The organism is Variovorax sp. 160MFSha2.1, assembly GCF_048305075.1.
GTDB lineage: Bacteria > Pseudomonadota > Gammaproteobacteria > Burkholderiales > Burkholderiaceae_C > Variovorax > Variovorax guangxiensis.
In genome coordinates this window covers 437,639-453,638 of sequence record NZ_CP157625.1, presented here as the reverse complement: position 1 = coordinate 453,638, position 16,000 = coordinate 437,639, and the positions used below count along the sequence as shown (strand labels likewise).

Genomic DNA, 16,000 nt, shown 5'->3' with positions numbered 1-16,000 from the left:
ATCGCGATGAACGAGATTTCGGCCGATATCGTCGCGCAGGCCATCGAATTGCTCGGCGCGGACGGGGCGACCGAGGAACGTCTGGCCGATCAGTTCATCGCCCTGATCGGTGACGACATGGGCACCCGCCGCCTGCGCGACTGCATTCCCGAAGCCTTCGGTCTGGTGCTGGCCTCGCATCTGTGCCCGACCCTGAAGCTGCCGGACTATTTCCAGGCGCTCGATGCGAACGGGACGTGGCAGCGCATTCCACTGCGCGCCGAGTCCGCTTTCGTGCATGCCCTGCCGATCGCGCTGCACATCTTTCACCACGGACCTCGGGCACGCTTTCGAAACATCGCCGACATGAGCTCCGTGGTCGCTGCCTTGAACAACGCCCTGAACGCAGGCGACTCGCTCGACGGATGCACCCTCCATGGTCCTCAGATGCAAGGCCTTCCGGCAAGCCTCTACGAGGTCCCACCCGATTCGGGTACCGATCCGCCAGGACACTGAGCATCGGCAGGCTTGGAGGAAGCGTCTGCAGCTTTGGGCTGTTGCTTCGAGCGGCCGGCAATCGCTACCAATTTCTCGATCTGGTGACGCCGCTGCCCAGCGTTCCATTACGCTTGCACGTTCAGCATCCTCTTCGATCTCCCAAGCGGCTTTCAGCGCCCCCAGAGGCTCCACTTGTCCCGACGCATCGACGCCTACAGCGTGCGCCTTTCTGTCTCTGCCGCGCGAGCGGCTTGATCGTGCGCGGCGCGGCGCACATCGCTGCTTCGGCGCTGAGCCGTCGTATCGCCGACCTCGAGCACGCTACTTGCTCACCGACCTCATCGGTGGACAGGTCCAGCTGGGCTTCGTTTCGATTTCGCAGGTCGCGCCGCAGATCAAGGCCGGCGCGCTGCGAGCGCTGGCCATCTCGACACCGACGCGTTCCGCCGCGCTGCCGGATGTTCCCACGCTGGCAGAAGCCGGCGCGCGGAAGTACAGCTTCGATGCTTGGATCGCGCTCATTGGCCCGGCAGTGCTGCCCAAGGCCATCGTCGATGCCGACCATGCTGCCATCAAGGCGGCCCTGGCGTCACCGGAAGCGCAAGCGGCCGTGGCTGCACAAGGCCTCAACATCCTGCATACCGGGCCCGATCTCGCACCCGCGTTCTTTCAATCCGAAATGACGAAGCATCAGAAGCTTGTGAAACAGTCCGGCGCGACGCTGGATTGAGCGCGCGGAAGCCTTGCGTGCACCGACGGCGACGGCAGTGAGGACTCGATCCGGACCGGGCCTCCCACAGGCTGAGTACGGCCACGGCGTGGGATCCAACGCGCCGCACCGGCAAGCGCCGTCGTCGCGAGCGGCAGTCCACCGCCTTCGGCGACGGCCGCCCTCCCAATCAGAAGGAGCGTCCCCCCACGTGCTGCAGCGAGCCCGATCTCGTCCGGGCCGTCGAAAAGCCTCCACGGGCCATCCCAGCACAAGCTTCATCGTTGCGCGCAGAGCGAGGGGGACACGATGACCCATGAGATCTTGTTGAGCGGCGACGGCGCGAGCCCTCAGGAGCACACACCGCCTGGGAGGGCTTTCGGTGAACGCTCCATGACCATCTGGATCGCCCGCAGCGACTCAAGCCTACCTGGCATGGGCCGAACATTTCAGAAGCGAGCCACAAAACGACGCGCAATGGCGCCTCCCCCGCGCTTTGCTGCTGGCCAAGGCTGCCGCCGAGAAAGAAGGCCAGAGGGAGCGCGGCGCGATCGTCGGCACCTTCGAGATGCGGTTGACGATCCCGGACTAGGACGGCCCGCAGGCTTTCGGCGGTTGGCGCCGAGGGCCGGCGTTCGCCCAGGGACGGACAACGCTCGTCTTCACCGGTCGTGCCGTCCGCTGCCGGAACTGACGTGCCACGGGACTGTCCCTCCAGACCACGGCCCTGCCTTCATCGATGGGCTCGCGCCCGTAGACGATCCAGCCATCGCACACGGTACCGATGGGCTCGACGACCTCGAAGCACTCGGTGCGCGCAGCCGCGAACGACGTGAAGACGATGCCAGCGCCGTAGCGGCCTTCCTCCAGGCCGGCCTGGACTGCGAGCACCGTGGGTTCATGGACTTTTTCCGGCCACGCGGAGAGGTCGGCATAGCTTTGCGTGGCAGGCTGCACGCCCACCCTGGAGGCGTTTTCCTCGCTTCCCTTGGCCTGCACAAGCGCCATCGGCTGGCTCGGAGATACGAAGGCGTCGACCACCACCATGGCGTTGCGATAGGTGCCCGTGATCTCCGCTGCCGCGGGATGAACGGCGCACTGCAGCAGGTAGTCGGCTTCGCCGGCCACCAAAGCACGCGCGCCGCTGTGGAAGTCGTCGAACAGGGCGACGCGTGCGAGCTGTTCGAGTCCGTGCGCGGCGAGGTACTGCTCGAGAACGAAGTGGTGGTTGCTGCCTCGCGGGCCCAGTGTCGAAAAGATGATCATGTGTTTCAACGGCAAAACAGGACGGCCAAGGGAGGCTCGCCTCCAGCCGGAAGCCTCGCGGGGCGTACGGCAGTGGAGATGCCAGAGGGTGTGCCTCGAGCCCCTTGCGATCCGGTGGAGGAGAGGTGGCTTCATGCAGCAGCGGCAGGTGCGCCGATGATCTCGTCCTCCAGCCTGCAGGTCTCGGCGATGATGAGTTCGTAGAGGGCGCGCAGGAACGGCGGGCTCATGCCGTGTTCGGCGGCAAAGGCCGCCGCCCGCTCCTGCACCACGCCGATGCGGTGCGGCTGCATCATCGCAATCGCATGGTCGCGCTTGTGCTGCCCGATGCGACAGCAGCAGTCCAGTCGCTGTCTCAGGGTCTCCAGCAGCGTGCGGTCCAAGCCGTCGAGTTCGTCGCGCAGTGACTGCAGGATCCGCTCGGCGGCAGCGCTCTGAGCGGAAGAAGATGAAGGAGAGATCGCCTCAGGGGCCGCGGCCGACGCGTCCGCGCCGCCGTGCAGGCGTTGGGATGGGGTAGTCATGCCTGCTCTCCTCATTCGAGCTTGATGCCCTGGCTCGCGATGATCTGCGTGAGCGCCGCCGTGTCAGTCTTCACCCGATGGAGCAATGCGTCGCCCGAGATCCCGACGGCCTCGTAGCCGTGCTGGAAGAGCTTCTGCTGCACCTCGGGCGAGCGGATGATCTCCGCGAGGACCTCGTTCAGGCGCCGCGCGATGGGCGCCGGCAGGCTGGCGGGAGCGGCAGCCGCGGTCCAGATCTCAAGCTCGAACCCTTTGAGCCCCGCTTCCTGCAAGCTCGGATAGTCCGGCACGAGCGCGGATCGGCGCGCCGAGGTGACCCCGATCGCGCGCAGCTTTCCGGCCTTGACCTGGGGTTCGGCAAGGCCCGGCGGCAGCAGGGCGAGTTGCAGCTGCCCGCCGCCCAGAGCGGTGATGACCTGTGGATTGCCCTGGTAGGGCACATGCACGGCCCCGATGCCGGTGCGGGCCTTCAGCAGCTCCATGCCGAGGTGGCCGATCGTGCCGATGCCCGGCGTGCCGTAGCTCCACTTGTTGCCAGCGGCGCGCGCCGCATCAAGAAAACCCCGCGCGTCGGTCTTCGCGACTTCCGGGGTTGCAGCGAGCACCAGCGGCGCCGTGCAGATGATGCTCAAGGGCATCAGATCCTTCTGCGGGTCGTAGGAGATCGACGGATTCAGGACCTTGGCGATGGTCATGTTGCCATTGATGAGGATGCCCACGGTGTGCCGATCGGAGGACTTCGCGACGATGTCCGCCGCGATGTTCCCACTGGCGCCGGGCCGGTTCTCCACGATCACGGGTTGGCCCAGCGCCTTCGCCAGTGGGTCGGCAAGCACGCGCGCCACGAAGTCGGGAGAGGAGCCGCCGCCGAAGCCCACGACCAGACGCACTGGCCGCGTCGGCCAGTTCAGCGCCTCGACTGGAGGACCCGAGGTCCCCGGGGAGTGCGCTTCAGCGCGCGCAGCGCCGATGTGCTGCGCGCAGGCCGCGCCAGCCCAAACGAGGGCGCCGGTCAGGCACATCAGGCGCGCGAAAGGTGATCGAGACAGCAGAAGGGACATGATGTTGGAAGTTGAAATGGGGGCGCCAGTCTTTCGTCGACAGCGCTCCCGATCAACTCCTGCTTGGTACGCAAGAAGCTGTCTATGACCTCCACACGCGGCAGGCCCGTCTGCCCCCTGACAAGCGCAGTGCCGCGCATGTGTGCTTGCCTGCGATGCAAGTTCGCTACGGCGCGCCCAACAATCTCGACCTGCCGGCACACCGGCCGATGGCGCGCCCGTGCCGCACCGCGGCCGTGCCAGACACCGCCCTTCAGGACTTCGACAGGTACATCGCCGTGGTGGCCGGCGACGCATGGCCGAGGTTGTTCTGCACCACCGCCAGCGGTACTGGCGCGCGCCCTTCTCTTCCACGCAGGGCATGGGCCCCATGGGAGTGCCGCAGCCAGTGCGTGCTGGCCTTTCTCAGCTGTGCGGCTTCGGCCGCTTCGAGGCCGAGCGCGGCACGCGCGAGAAAGGCCTTGATGGCTTGGTAGAGCCCCGAAGGCGACCAGGCGGCGGGATGCTCGGCCCCCGTGCCGAAGCGGGCCAGCAAAGGAACACCGCGGTTGCCGGGCGCATCCACCTGCCGATCAAAACCATGGCGCGCCAGCTCCTGTCCCAACTCATCGATCAATTCGATCGGCACCGGCACCTGCCGACGCTCCCCGCGCTTGCCAGTCACCGACAACAGCCAGTCGCTGTCGCCGCGAACAGAGGATGGCCCCGGCTGCAGGTCCTCGCAGCGCACACCTGTGATCTCGGCCAAGCGCAGCCCGGTGGCATAGAGCCAGCGCATGCCCCGGCGCAGCCGCCGTCCAGGTTCGGTGTCCACATGGCTTCGCAACAATCCATCGAGGTGATCCCACTGCGCGAAGCTCAGCATCCGTTGGGCGCCGAGGCGACCCTGCGCATCGGGCGGCAGTGCCGATTGCGCAAAGGGATTGCCCACCACGTAACCCTGCTGCACCAGAAAAGCGAACAGGCTGCGAAGAATGATCAGCGACTGGCGCAGCGCGACCGGCGTCAGCGCGCCTTCCAGCGGTCGCCACATGGGGGACCAGCGCTGGTGATGGCGCGCACCGCACCACTGGGCAGGCGGATTCTCCAGAAAGGCCTGGTAGGCCTGTGCATCCTCGCTCGTGAGCGAAGAGAGCGCCTTGCCACGCTCCAGCACCGCCCACAGCAGCAGCCGCTCCGCTTCCTTTCGATAGGAGCGCTGCGTGGAACTCATGGATGTGCGGGTCGCGTCGGCGCTTCCCTTGGCAGCGAGCCACGCACCGACGGCCGCGTGGTCGTCAGACGCCGCAAGCCGGCAGGCCTCCCGCGGGGCGCGGCAGGAGCCCGCGCGGCCGTCCAACTCGGCGGGCAGCACGAATTTCTCGTAGGGCAACAAGGCGGTGGCGGCCGGCACGACCCCGTGCAAGACGGACGACGCCAATTGCGCGCGCGGCACGCTGGCGTGAGCGCTCACATGCAGTCCGAGCACCTGCTCGTTCGCGTGCAGCCAGTCCAGTATTCGCGCGGCCTTGCGCTGGCCCACGCCCGGCACCTGAACCCACCAGCGCGCCCCGCTGCGGTTGACGTGCGCCACCAGCGTGGCCAGTGTCGCCAGCCCCGCGCGCTCCAGCCGCTCGGCCAGTGCCGGATGCAGCCAAGCCGCCACGCTGTCTGCCGGGCGCGGGTCTTGGGCGACCAGGCGCTCCAGCCAGTGCAACGCCTCGAGCTGGCGCTCGATGACGCGCGTACGGCGCGAGGGCTGGCCGCGACCCCGTCCCGATGCACCACCGCCTTGCGCGAAGGCCGCCTCGTAGGCCTCGATCTGCTCGGCTTCCGAGAAATCCTCCAGACCCTGGGCTTGCGCGAACTCGGCCAGGCTCGGCAGCGCCGGCGTCGCGGTGAAACGCTCGGGGTCCAGCAGGATCAAGCGCGCCGTACCCGGCTTGCGCTCGCGGCGCGCGGCTGCGGCAAAAGCATCCCGGATCCAGGCGATCGTGCGGCGCACGGTGCGCAGGTCGACATGCTCGCCCTCCAGCCGCAGGTAGCGCTCCCAGCTGGCGCGCTCGTCCACGCCCTGGGCGAGCGCACGCATGAAGGCGAAATGGCCGCGGTGGAGCTTGCGCGGAGGGACCTTCTTCACGGGGATGGCGCAGCTACGGAGCCCGGTCGGCTCCTCCAGAACTTCCACCAGCGGCGCGGCTCGGTCTCCGGCGGTCGCGGCAACTGCTGGGCTCGGCTGACACGAACGCGCTGGCGCCACTCGACTTCCAACGCATGGGCGACGCCATAAGCCCGCGTGTCCCCGCGCGCGGCACGCGCGCGCCACTCGCGGGACAGACGCTCGAGTTCGTCATCGTCCAGCGACGCCAATTCTTCACGGCTCGGCACGGGATGGCGGCTCATCGGCTCAGCCCCCTCCCCCGCCCTTGCGGATCGGCGTGCACGGCGCTGCCGGGATTCCAACCTCTTTGCCCCGGTCCAGGTTGGCCCGCGCCCTGCCGCCCGGGATGCACACCGGCGTCACTGGCGCGCCCACCAAGGACATCCTTCCTCGTGCTCACGACAACCCCCATTGCTTTGTATTCCTCGATGCTATCGGTCCACCGTCCCTGGGTCCTGCGAAATCATCCCGCCCCCTAGCGTGTTTTTGCCGCTGGACCAGATCCATTCCAGCCAAGGCCGGCATCATTCACATAATCATCAATGATAATTTGTGCTGTCGGGACGCGCAAACCAAAGAAGGCAGTCGCAGGTCCTTCGCTAAGTGGTTGATCTATAGGGATTTTTTGCGCACGATGGCCGAGCACCACGATCCGGTTCCCGCTGGACTTTGGCACGCTGTTGAGCGGTTGCCTTCGCTTTGCGCTGCAACTGGCTGTGCAACCTAAGGATTCCGCCATGCAAGGCTCAAGCCGGCATCCTCGCTCCCACCTTCTGTCCCGGCAGGCTGCGGTCGTCTGTATTGCTCAAGTCGATCCCAGCAGTCCTCGCGGCCCTGAGCACGTTTCTTGCGCGTGCATTTCGTTGACGCCAAGTCCTTGGATCGGAACTTGCCGGAACGATCACGGGCCCGCCATCTTGGACTGCGCATGAAGCCTGTGGTTGCCACGTCTTCGGCACCCCCTGATCGCGCTCGTCGTATGTGCAACTTTTTGGGATTTCAGCACGCGGCATTGTGGACATGGAGTGAGTGCAAACTTTCAACTGGTGATCAGTAATCCTTCAGATAAGAACCGGAGGATGGAGGTGTTTACAGGGAAGCTAGGGTGGAAACCTGGTTTCCACCGTCAGGGAGCATCCCGACGTGCGATTGCCACACGCATCAGAATCGTCCACCAGATCGTCCCACCGGGTCGCGAACCACGAAGCTGCCGGGACCGAGGGCGCCCTGTGCGCAGCGGTGGGTCGTCCAGCAGAAGCACATCCGGATCGGGCAGCCTCTCGCGCCCGATCGTTCGACACTTGGCCTTGAGTGCGCCCGATGGAACTGGGCTATAGGAAAAACAGTCTGGACGGGAAGATGCCGGGAGCCAGACACCGGCGGGGAAATCTGGGTCATGCCGAGCGCCGTCGCTGACCCGATTTCAGCCTGCCCCCTGCCCTGTCCGGCCACAGTGGGCACCATTTCCCAACGGTGCTCACGTGCCCGGCGGGGGGTCTCTGCTCAGCCGAGCAGCCGAACCTTTTGCAGAATCTCGGACATGGATTTCAGCAATGCCTCCGGCGCGAGTTCGGACACGGTGCCAGGCAGCAAGGTCAATTTGATGGTGCCGTCGGGCGCCCGCAGGCAGGAGCCCACTGTCTTGCCTTCGCTCTCGATGGCGAGCTTTTCCGGCTTTGCGCCCGCATCCAGTCCCAGCAGTCGCGCCACCACCGCAGCCGGCGCGAGCTTCAGGCCGCGCAGCTTCTCGGCGCGCTTCAGGACGCTGCGGCGGTCCTTGTCGAGTGCCGCATTGAGCTGTTCTGCGTGCCGGTGCTGCACCTCGAGGGGACTGCGGAAACACTCGATCACGGCCGATGGCAATTGCGCTACCATCAGCGCCTTGCGAACCCAGGTGTGGCTCCTGCCCACCTTCTCGGCCAGTTGGCGCTGGGTCGGGAACAGCTGCTCGTCCAGTGCTCGCTGGTACATCACGCCCTGCTCGTACGCGGAGAGATCCGAACGCTCCCGGTTCTCACGGTCCATCGCCGTGAACAACTCGATGTCGCCCAGCTCGTCGAGCCAGATCGCGGCCAGCACAGGGATGCCGAGATCCAGGCATGCGCGATGACGCCGGTGACCGAACACCAGCTCGTAGCGTCCCGGCTCATCCGCCAAGGCGCGCACCAGGATCGGCTGCACATTGCCGCCGGCCTGCTCGATGTCGGCCTTCAGCGCAGCGAACTCCGAGGTCTCGAACGACGTGGGATGGCGATTGGCCCAGCGCGAGGCGCGGATCGTCGTGGGGTCGAGCTTGCGCGTGGGCGTCGAGCCATCGTGCTGAAGCAACCGCTCGCGCAGGGCGGCGAGCTCTCCTTCCACGGCCTGCATCTGGCCGCGGAATGCGAGCATCTGACCTGGTCCCGTGCGCGGGGCGATGGCGCCTGTCTGGGCTGGTGGAAACCTGGTTTCCACCACGGGCGGGACAGCCACGCCGGGCAACACTGGGGGTGCCGGTATGTGAGCGACCGGCGCTGCGGCAGCAGGCACCGGTTCGGGGATCGACAGTCCTGCGGTCAAGGCTTCGAGGCGTTTGCGTGTACTAGCCATTGGAACCTCCTTGGCGGTGGAAACCTGGTTTCCAGGCGAAGCGCTCGGCGCCCGACTGACGGAATGCGAACGCCCCCTGGCATCGCGATCGCTGTGGAAACCAGGTTTCCACAAAGCACGTACGACGCCGCTCCCAGGCCTGGAAACCAGGTTTCCAGGCAGGACCGGCAGCGGAGAACAAACGACGCGAGATCCACCGCGCGCAGGAGCTTTCAGTCCTCCGCGAGAGACCGCCAGCCGGTTCGCCCGCCCCGTGAGTCAAGCGACGCGGTGCCGGTTGGCCCGTGGAAACCTGGTTTCCACCCAGCGTTTGCATGCCCTTCGAAAGAAGTGATGTCTTCCTCATTGCACCTGTGCCTTGTCCGACCAGCTGCTCACCACGGACTGCTCGACCAAGTCGACGAAGGCGTCATAGGCATCCGAAGCGCGCTTGTAGGTCTTGGCAGCGCCTTCGTACTTCTGCACGTCATAGACGGTTGCGAACTCGGCCGCCTTGTTGCTCGTCACGCTGGTCTTCGGGATTTCCACCGGCAGCGTGTATTCCCCATACGTGGCCTGGATCCACTGGCGCACGGCCGGCGTGGCCGGGTCGCTCGGGTCCACCCGGCTGAGCAGCACGTGGAGGAAGTCGAAGGCCTTGCCGGCCATGTCGCCGCCTTGCGCATCGAGGTTGGCGCCCAGGTCTGCGAGCAGCGACCAGAACTGCGCGGACGAGGCGAAGTCCAGGCCCGAGGGTGGCACCGGGACCACGATCCCGTTGGCCGCCCACAGCGCGTTGATGGTCACGTAGGACAGCGAAGGGGGCGTGTCGATGACGATCACGTCATAGAGATCGCGCACGCTTTCCAGGCCGGCGTTGAGCACATCCCAGAAACGCGCGCCCGGCTCCTGCATCTGCCGCGCCGGCAGTGCGAACTCGGCCGAGAAAAGGAAAGGGGCCGCAGCCACCAGGTCGAGCCCATCCCAGTAGGTCGAGCGGATCGCGTAGCGGATGTCGGACTGACTGCCATCGCACAGTGGTGCGATCGTCATGTCCTCGCTGATCTCCGCTTCGGGCAGCAGACCGTGCAGGGTCGTGAGCGACCCCTGCGGATCGGTGTCGATAGCCAGCACCCGGTGGCCGCGCAGGCTCAGTCCCTGCGCCAGAACCATGGCGGTCGTCGTTTTGGCGACGCCGCCCTTGAAGTTGCCCACCGCGATCGTGAATGCCTTTTTCCCAGCCGGGCGCATCTTGTCCGCGCGATAGGTCCGGGTCCAGCTGCGCAGCTCGCTGAGTTCGAAGTTGCGCTTGCCGCCGGCCGGCGTCAGCCGGCCACTGGGCAGATCTTCCTTAGTGATGCGGTAAGCCACATGCGCCTTGTCGACGCCGCACAAGGCTGCCAGCTGGGCGGTGGAGTAGATCGGCGCGACCTTGCGCGCTTCGGGCGCCAGCAGGCGGCCACGGATTTGCTCGACCATCGAGCCGGCACGCACGGCCAACGCCGCGATGCGCGGCATGTCGATGCGTGCGCGAGCAGGGGAGGGGGGCAAGGAAGAAGAGGGGGCGGACGTGGAAACCTGGTTTCCAGCACCGGCAGGGGCGGGCAATGCCATGAAGAATAGCCTTATTCGACAGAATTCAGCCATTCTATGGGATTCCGTCGAATGAACAAGATCCGCAAAGAACCCAGGCAATCGACCCTGTCAATTGTGAGAGGGTTTGGGGACCAAGGTGAGGTTCTTTGGGATTCTCCTTCAGGTGCAGGCGTCCGAGGCGAACAAAATCACCGTCGATCCACCAGTCACCCCTCCTTGCACCCGGCTTCAGCCGCGTTCCTGGGGCGAACCCATGCGTCCACGGTCCCTTTACGGCCCACATCGCTTGGCGCCCCCCAATCCACTCACGTCAAATCCCAACCGCTCACACGTCAAGCGCCTTCAAACCCCATCCGATCTCACATTTAATCCCAAAACCTCTCACACGAAATCCCAATCGTGCTCACATCAATGCATGCAAGTCCTTGTCAGCGTTCAGAAAATCGCTTCGTCAAATCTTCAATCCCTTCAAGTGTTTCTTTTCAAAGTCTCAAGAGGGGTCCAGCGTGCGTTTGTAAATTGACCGATTCACAAAACAACGGCATGATGTGAAACTGCAGATATCTGAAAGAGGCCTCATGGAAGACGGCGAAGTTCCGCGACAGCCGCTCAAACCGCCGCCGGCCCCTGATGAACAAAGCGTTGCCAAGGCCAACGAGGCCATCGCGATCCGACCCAAGCGGGGCCGCCTCACGCTGCTGTCGCGCCGTATCTACAACGCGCTGCTCTACCACTCTCAACGCCAGGGCGTTGACGAACCCGTCTACAAGCTCGCCCTCAGTGAACTGATTGGCGATGCCCGTTTCAACTCCAACAACACGGAACTGCTGAAATCGCACCTGCGCGACATGCAGGCGACCACCATCGAATGGTCGACCAGCGGCACCGGCCTGAAGCGCTGGGTTTCCTCCCAGTTGCTCGGAACCGTCACCATCGAGGAACAGGGCAGGGGCCGGCCCTGCACCATCACCTGGCGCTATCCCGAGGAGATCCGCGAACGGCTGGTCAAGCCGCACCAGTACACCCGAGTGCTGCTGGAGATCAGCGGCCAGATGCGCAGCTACCCGGCTGCCGTTCTCTACGAGATCGGCGCACGCTACCTGAGTTCGCCGAGCCGGCTGTCCATGCGCGAGGACGTTCTGTGGTGGGCGGCCGTGCTCACTGGGCGCAGCGACATCACCGAGGTCGACTACCGCTTTCTCAAGCGCGATGTCATCAGCAAGGCACTGGCCGAGATCGATGCCCTGTGTGAGGACTTCAGCCTCGAGCTCATCGAACACAAGCAGGGGCGGCGCGTCGAGGAGATCCAGTTCCGCGTCCTGCCCAAGCTGCAGCAGCGCCTGGGCGCCGCAGACGATCCGAGCCGCAACGTGTTCGACCTCGAACTTGTCGGCAAGCTCATCGCGCTCGGCCTGAAGCAGGACGAAGCCCAGGATCTGTACGCGACCACGGACGAAGGGCAGTTGCGCGGCACCCTCGAGCACGTGGAGCAACGTCTTCGCAGCCAGGCGCTACCGGAACTCAAATCACCGGCGGCGTATTTCAAGGACGCGCTGAAGAAGGGATATGCAGGCGTGAAGGGGGCCATCGAAGTCTCCGAACCGGCATCCGCGCTTACGCTGACCCGGGGACGGGCCGCTGCGCCCAGCGGCGAGGACCGCATGCACCGCATCCGCGAGTTGTGGGAGAACGACCGCATGCAAAAGGCCAAGGCGCTCTATCTGGAGATGCCCGAGACCATGCAGGCCGAGATGCGGTCGCGCTTCGAAGCCGAACGGCTCGCACAGATCGCCGCACCCATTGCGCGGGCCTGGCGCCGCGACGGGCCAGCCAGCCGCATCGCGGCGACGACCTTCCATCGCTGGCTGGCACAGGTCACCTGGCCCGAGGAGCCCTCGGATCGTGTGCTGCTTGATTTCGCGCTGGCCCAGGGCGTCGCGGGAATGTAGGCCGCTTCGTCGCGCCGCATTGGTCAGGCCAACGCTTTAGCGCGACCCACCCGGGCCGCTGCCGGGCAGGAAGACCCGTGCCTCAGGCTCCAGATCGTGGTTCCCACACGCAGGAGTCTCTCGACGTTGATATCGTAGGAGCTGCCTTGCGTGTCTTCCCTCGCGATCAGCTCGGCGACGACGTCAAGCGCATCCGCTGGCGCGTACCCCAAACCCTCGCGCCCCATTTCAACGATGGTTGCCAAGATCTTTGTTCTGTCCATAGGAAAGGCCGACAGGGACGGTAAACGCTGCACCTTGGCCTCGGGTCCCTGATCTCGTACAGGCAAGCCCGTTGCGCTACGAGATCTCAGGGCGCGACGGCATCAGTCGTCGTCATACCCGTCGTAATCGTGGTAGTGGTAATGGTTGCTGTGATAGCTGTTGTGCTCGACGCGCAGCGAGGTGACCGGCGCTTGTGAGGCTGGTGCTATCGGTCGGTAGTAGACCGGAGGCACGGGACGCAGGAGAACCGGCGGAGGGTCGTACCAAGGCGCAGGCACGACATAGGCCGGCGCGGGCTCGTAGTAGATCGGCGCTGGTGCGAGGACGGCAGGCGCGGGTACGCTGATGCCGAAAGACCAGCTTACCCCCGCAGTCGCGAACGATGCGGCCATCAGCGCGGAGACAGGCACGATCACAGTGATCATGCGTTTCGCGAAGCCATTCAAGAACATGGATTACCTCCAACATTGGGAATTCAGCCCCCGGGGAGTCCTCGCAAGACGGACTCTGTGTGTCTGTTCCTGTCATGCGAGCCGCTAAGACCCAGGGGCATGGTTATGGCGTGCGTTGGTAGAGAAGCGGAGTGGGTTCGATCGAGATCCGGTGAAGATCGGCGATCGGTCCGGCGATGAATGAGAAGCCCGAGGGAGCTCACGGCCAGGGCGGCAGACCCAGCTCACCTGCAGGGGATTCCCGAATCCATTGGACGCGATCTTGCTCTCCGGTAGACGAATGCTTTCACGTCATAAATGGGTGCGGACGTTGTTTTGGGTATGTGTTACTACTGAGTGTTGATTTCCGTCCAGAAGTGACCCAGTGGGGGTGCGGACGAAAACTTGGACTACCAGGAGGTAGTTCTCGCCGATCATCGACTGCTTCGACGGAATGGTGGTCAGCTGGACCATTGGGACCAGCCCGGACGCTGATTTGGTCAACACGATGCTGGACGCAGCCATCGAGACGGTGGCGAACACAGCCGATCGGCCCGTGGTCCACTCCGACCGAGGAGGCCACTACCGCTGGCCGGACTGGCTATCAAGAATGAGCGACGCGAAGTTCGCCCGCTCGATGTCTCACAAGGCATGCTCACCTGATAACGCAGCTTGCGAAGGCTTCTTCGGTCGGCTCAAGAACGAGCTGTTCTATCCTCGAGACTGGAAGAACGCCACCATTGAGCAGCGCTCGACTCGTGCATCCGCTGGTACAACGAGAAGCGGATCAAGATCTCTCTTGGCGCTCTCAGCCCCATCGAATACAGGGTGAGCCTTGGACTTGCGGCATAAGCCAGTCCAAGTGTTTAGCCGCACCCCCGCCGGGTCAGGATTCCATGGATATCAACACTGACATCTCTGCGGATGCAGCAGTTCATGGATCAATTGCACGACAGCCGCGTCACATCAGGCGGACTTCTTTGCCATCAAGTGCAACCATAAAACCCCGCGAATCGTCGGAAATCTCAATGGGCACGCCCATGTGGTTCGCCGGGTCCATCTTTTTGCCGCGAGAGTCACCGAGCAGCGCCACGTCGCGCAGATAGTCTTTGTGCAGCAGTGGGCTGAGCACGAACTTCAGCGGATATGCGCGAGTCGCGCGCAGGTGATCCGACAGCTTCTCGCTCATGTCGTAGTAGAGAAGCAACGGCGAACTGGCCATGCGGATTGCGGACCTAGCGCGCCGTGCGAATGCCTCGGCCGGATGAGCCGCCGGAGCTGGAATCCGAAGTGGTTCCTGGGACGTTTTTGCATTCTTGGCTGCCCTCCGGGTAGCACTTGCCTGTCACCGGGTCATAGGCGATCGTGCCGCTGCGCGATGAGTTGGAGGCTCGCGAAGCCACTGGAGGAGCACTCGCTGCGGCAGTTGCCGTGTGCGCTTGCGGTATGCATTTGCGACCACCGGACTGCACGGCATTGCAAGCCCTCTCTGCGGCTGCGTATTGCTGTTCGCGCTGCTGACGTTCTGCCTCGATCTGCGCGGCAGTCACACCTGGCTCGGTGGGGCACTTTGCGGCAATCATGTCCAGCACGGCCTTCGTCATGAACATCACGGTCTCATTGGCTGCCGTGATGGACGCGTTGGGAGGAACTTTGGTCGCGACGACTGTCCGCTTCATGGATTCGCAGTCCATGTTGGCAACGCGCGTCCTGGTCGAGCGACTGCGGTTCTCGTCGTCATGACGCTGCTTGATCTCGACGGTCCTCGGATCATCTGGACCATACGTCTTCTCGCTCATGTACGCCATGCGGATATAGAGCCGCTGAGCTTCGGCCGGCTGCCCCAGCCTGGAGTAGGTCATCGCCAGATTTCCCAGGAGCGTGATCAGATTGGAGTGGTTCGGGCTAGCCCTGTAGTAGGTCTCCGCAACGTCGACTGCTCGTTGCAGGAATGGCAGCGCCTCCTGCGGCTGGCCTTGTTCGGCGTAGGTCAATCCTAGATCGTTGAGAACTTGGACAACTACAAAGGGATCAGGTGATTTCGTACGGTCAAGAATAGACAGGGCGCGAGTCAATAGCGGGATGGTCGCGGGCTTCTGATTCTGCGCGCGATAGGCCTGGGCCAATCGATAGAGCGCGTGTGCTGTTCGTTGCTCGTCTGGGCCGTAAAGCCGCTCCGCACGGTCCAGATTCTTTTGGGCTGTTTCGATTGTCGACTCGGCAGGAGAAGAATCCGCCGCAGACGCGTTCGTCACTATCGCCAGTGCGGCCAGCAGCAGCGCGGCCCTGAAATGAGCGCGTGCGGCGCCTGAAAAAAGTGCCAATCGCATGATGACCTCCTCATTCCAATTGCTATACCCCTCGCAGGAGTGTCAGAGATGTTCAGGGCTCGAGAAGTCCTCTTCCTGGTGGATAGACAAACTACCCGGCTAGTGGTATGTCGGCGTGGGGCGTATGAGAGGTGGATCTCGAAATCGAGGATCTCGCGCTGAATGCGCCAGCCACTCTGTGCGCTCATCGTCCGGTTGGTGGGGCAGTCCGAATGTCGCCATCGCGCCCAGAGGAGACGCTCGGCGTGCTCTAAAGCGGTCTTTCGATTCGAAACGAACGGGCATGCGCTCAAGCTCTCAAGCTGCCTTGCGTTTGAGGATCTGCACCGATGATTTTGATCGGCCGAGTTGCCTTTCCCGGATCGGGTCTGCACATAGCTCTACTTTGGGCTGCGACGAGTTCTTCCGCTAAATGAGCATCGTCCTCACCGACCGGAAATCACCCCTTGAGCCTGCGCTTCGAGAGCCTCGCGCGTTCCGTGTAGGTATCCAACACGGCTACAGGCTGAGCGCGACGCCCAACACAGACGGCGCGGTGTCGTGCCAACGCTGTTTGCGAAGCTTCCGTCTTCACTGCCGCGAGCTTGATGCCCGTTACGCACAGCCATCCAGATCGCGCTCTTGGCGCTTAGTCCTGAGAGCCGCCGCACAGCTCCATTTCAACTAGGCAAGCGGCGCGATAGAT

The 16,000-nt window shown here is 64.2% G+C and carries 13 protein-coding genes and 1 pseudogene; 4 read left to right on the top strand and 10 right to left on the bottom strand.

Annotated features, from left to right (window positions below; all coding sequences use genetic code 11):
• Window positions 1-6: 6 nt before the first annotated feature.
• Together ABL838_RS33590 and ABL838_RS33585 are read left to right on the top strand one after the other, a co-directional pair.
• Window positions 7-495, top strand: a complete 489-nt coding sequence (locus ABL838_RS33590; protein ID WP_418126071.1) for a hypothetical protein — start codon at window positions 7-9, stop codon at window positions 493-495.
• 307 nt (window positions 496-802) lie between these two features.
• Window positions 803-1,207 carry a tripartite tricarboxylate transporter substrate-binding protein gene (locus ABL838_RS33585; RefSeq protein ID WP_418126070.1) on the top strand — a complete coding sequence of 135 codons (405 nt, stop codon included), beginning with the start codon at window positions 803-805 and terminating at the stop codon, window positions 1,205-1,207.
• Window positions 1,208-1,774: 567 nt separating this feature from the next.
• On the opposite strand, the gene ABL838_RS33580 is transcribed toward ABL838_RS33585, so the two are convergent.
• From ABL838_RS33580 to ABL838_RS33555, 6 genes are all read right to left on the bottom strand, one after another.
• The gene (locus ABL838_RS33580) at window positions 1,775-2,452 is read right to left on the bottom strand and encodes a hypothetical protein (protein WP_418126069.1); all 678 of its coding nucleotides are present in this window, start codon (window positions 2,450-2,452) and stop codon (window positions 1,775-1,777) included.
• Window positions 2,453-2,583: 131 nt separating this feature from the next.
• Entirely contained in the window at window positions 2,584-2,976 is a 393-nt protein-coding gene (locus tag ABL838_RS33575; protein WP_418126068.1) for a chorismate mutase family protein, read from the bottom strand.
• An 11-nt stretch (window positions 2,977-2,987) separates the two neighbouring features.
• Window positions 2,988-4,037, bottom strand: coding sequence for a Bug family tripartite tricarboxylate transporter substrate binding protein (locus ABL838_RS33570; protein ID WP_418126067.1), 1,050 nt, complete (start codon window positions 4,035-4,037; stop codon window positions 2,988-2,990).
• A gap of 253 nt (window positions 4,038-4,290) precedes the next feature.
• Entirely contained in the window at window positions 4,291-6,156 is a 1,866-nt protein-coding gene (locus ABL838_RS33565) for a phage integrase family protein (RefSeq protein WP_418126066.1), read from the bottom strand.
• Between the two features lie 1,524 nt (window positions 6,157-7,680).
• Complete coding sequence (locus tag ABL838_RS33560; protein ID WP_418126065.1) at window positions 7,681-8,568, bottom strand: ParB/RepB/Spo0J family partition protein; 888 nt, start codon at window positions 8,566-8,568, stop codon at window positions 7,681-7,683.
• 540 nt (window positions 8,569-9,108) lie between these two features.
• Entirely contained in the window at window positions 9,109-10,263 is a 1,155-nt protein-coding gene (locus tag ABL838_RS33555) for an AAA family ATPase (protein ID WP_260319657.1), read from the bottom strand.
• A gap of 656 nt (window positions 10,264-10,919) precedes the next feature.
• Between ABL838_RS33555 and ABL838_RS33550 the strand changes: the two genes are divergently transcribed.
• Window positions 10,920-12,290 carry a RepB family plasmid replication initiator protein gene (locus ABL838_RS33550; RefSeq protein WP_418126064.1) on the top strand — a complete coding sequence of 457 codons (1,371 nt, stop codon included), beginning with the start codon at window positions 10,920-10,922 and terminating at the stop codon, window positions 12,288-12,290.
• 23 nt (window positions 12,291-12,313) lie between these two features.
• Here ABL838_RS33550 and ABL838_RS33545 read toward each other — a convergent pair whose 3' ends face one another.
• Window positions 12,314-12,535 carry a hypothetical protein gene (locus ABL838_RS33545; RefSeq protein WP_418126063.1) on the bottom strand — a complete coding sequence of 74 codons (222 nt, stop codon included), beginning with the start codon at window positions 12,533-12,535 and terminating at the stop codon, window positions 12,314-12,316.
• Between the two features lie 120 nt (window positions 12,536-12,655).
• On the bottom strand, window positions 12,656-13,006 hold the full coding sequence (locus ABL838_RS33540) for a hypothetical protein (protein ID WP_418126062.1): 351 nt from the start codon (window positions 13,004-13,006) through the stop codon (window positions 12,656-12,658).
• 406 nt (window positions 13,007-13,412) lie between these two features.
• Here ABL838_RS33540 and ABL838_RS33535 point away from each other — a divergent pair.
• Window positions 13,413-13,837, top strand: a pseudogene (locus tag ABL838_RS33535) (transposase); the annotation flags it as partial.
• Between the two features lie 109 nt (window positions 13,838-13,946).
• Here the strand turns inward: ABL838_RS33535 and ABL838_RS33530 are convergent.
• Together ABL838_RS33530 and ABL838_RS33525 are read right to left on the bottom strand one after the other, a co-directional pair.
• Window positions 13,947-14,207, bottom strand: coding sequence for a hypothetical protein (locus ABL838_RS33530; protein WP_418126061.1), 261 nt, complete (start codon window positions 14,205-14,207; stop codon window positions 13,947-13,949).
• A gap of 13 nt (window positions 14,208-14,220) precedes the next feature.
• Entirely contained in the window at window positions 14,221-15,315 is a 1,095-nt protein-coding gene (locus ABL838_RS33525; protein WP_418126060.1) for a tetratricopeptide repeat protein, read from the bottom strand.
• Window positions 15,316-16,000: the final 685 nt, after the last annotated feature.

Coding starts and splice junctions, on each gene's coding strand:
- ABL838_RS33590 (WP_418126071.1), top strand. CDS start 7: ATGAACGAGATTTCGGCCGATATCGTCGCGCAGGCCATCGAATTGCTC.
- ABL838_RS33580 (WP_418126069.1), bottom strand. CDS start 2,452: ATGATCATCTTTTCGACACTGGGCCCGCGAGGCAGCAACCACCACTTC.
- ABL838_RS33575 (WP_418126068.1), bottom strand. CDS start 2,976: ATGACTACCCCATCCCAACGCCTGCACGGCGGCGCGGACGCGTCGGCC.
- ABL838_RS33570 (WP_418126067.1), bottom strand. CDS start 4,037: ATGTCCCTTCTGCTGTCTCGATCACCTTTCGCGCGCCTGATGTGCCTG.
- ABL838_RS33560 (WP_418126065.1), bottom strand. CDS start 8,568: ATGCTCGCATTCCGCGGCCAGATGCAGGCCGTGGAAGGAGAGCTCGCC.
- ABL838_RS33555 (WP_260319657.1), bottom strand. CDS start 10,263: ATGCCGCGCATCGCGGCGTTGGCCGTGCGTGCCGGCTCGATGGTCGAG.
- ABL838_RS33550 (WP_418126064.1), top strand. CDS start 10,920: ATGGAAGACGGCGAAGTTCCGCGACAGCCGCTCAAACCGCCGCCGGCC.
- ABL838_RS33540 (WP_418126062.1), bottom strand. CDS start 13,006: ATGTTCTTGAATGGCTTCGCGAAACGCATGATCACTGTGATCGTGCCT.
- ABL838_RS33530 (WP_418126061.1), bottom strand. CDS start 14,207: ATGGCCAGTTCGCCGTTGCTTCTCTACTACGACATGAGCGAGAAGCTG.
- ABL838_RS33525 (WP_418126060.1), bottom strand. CDS start 15,315: ATGCGATTGGCACTTTTTTCAGGCGCCGCACGCGCTCATTTCAGGGCC.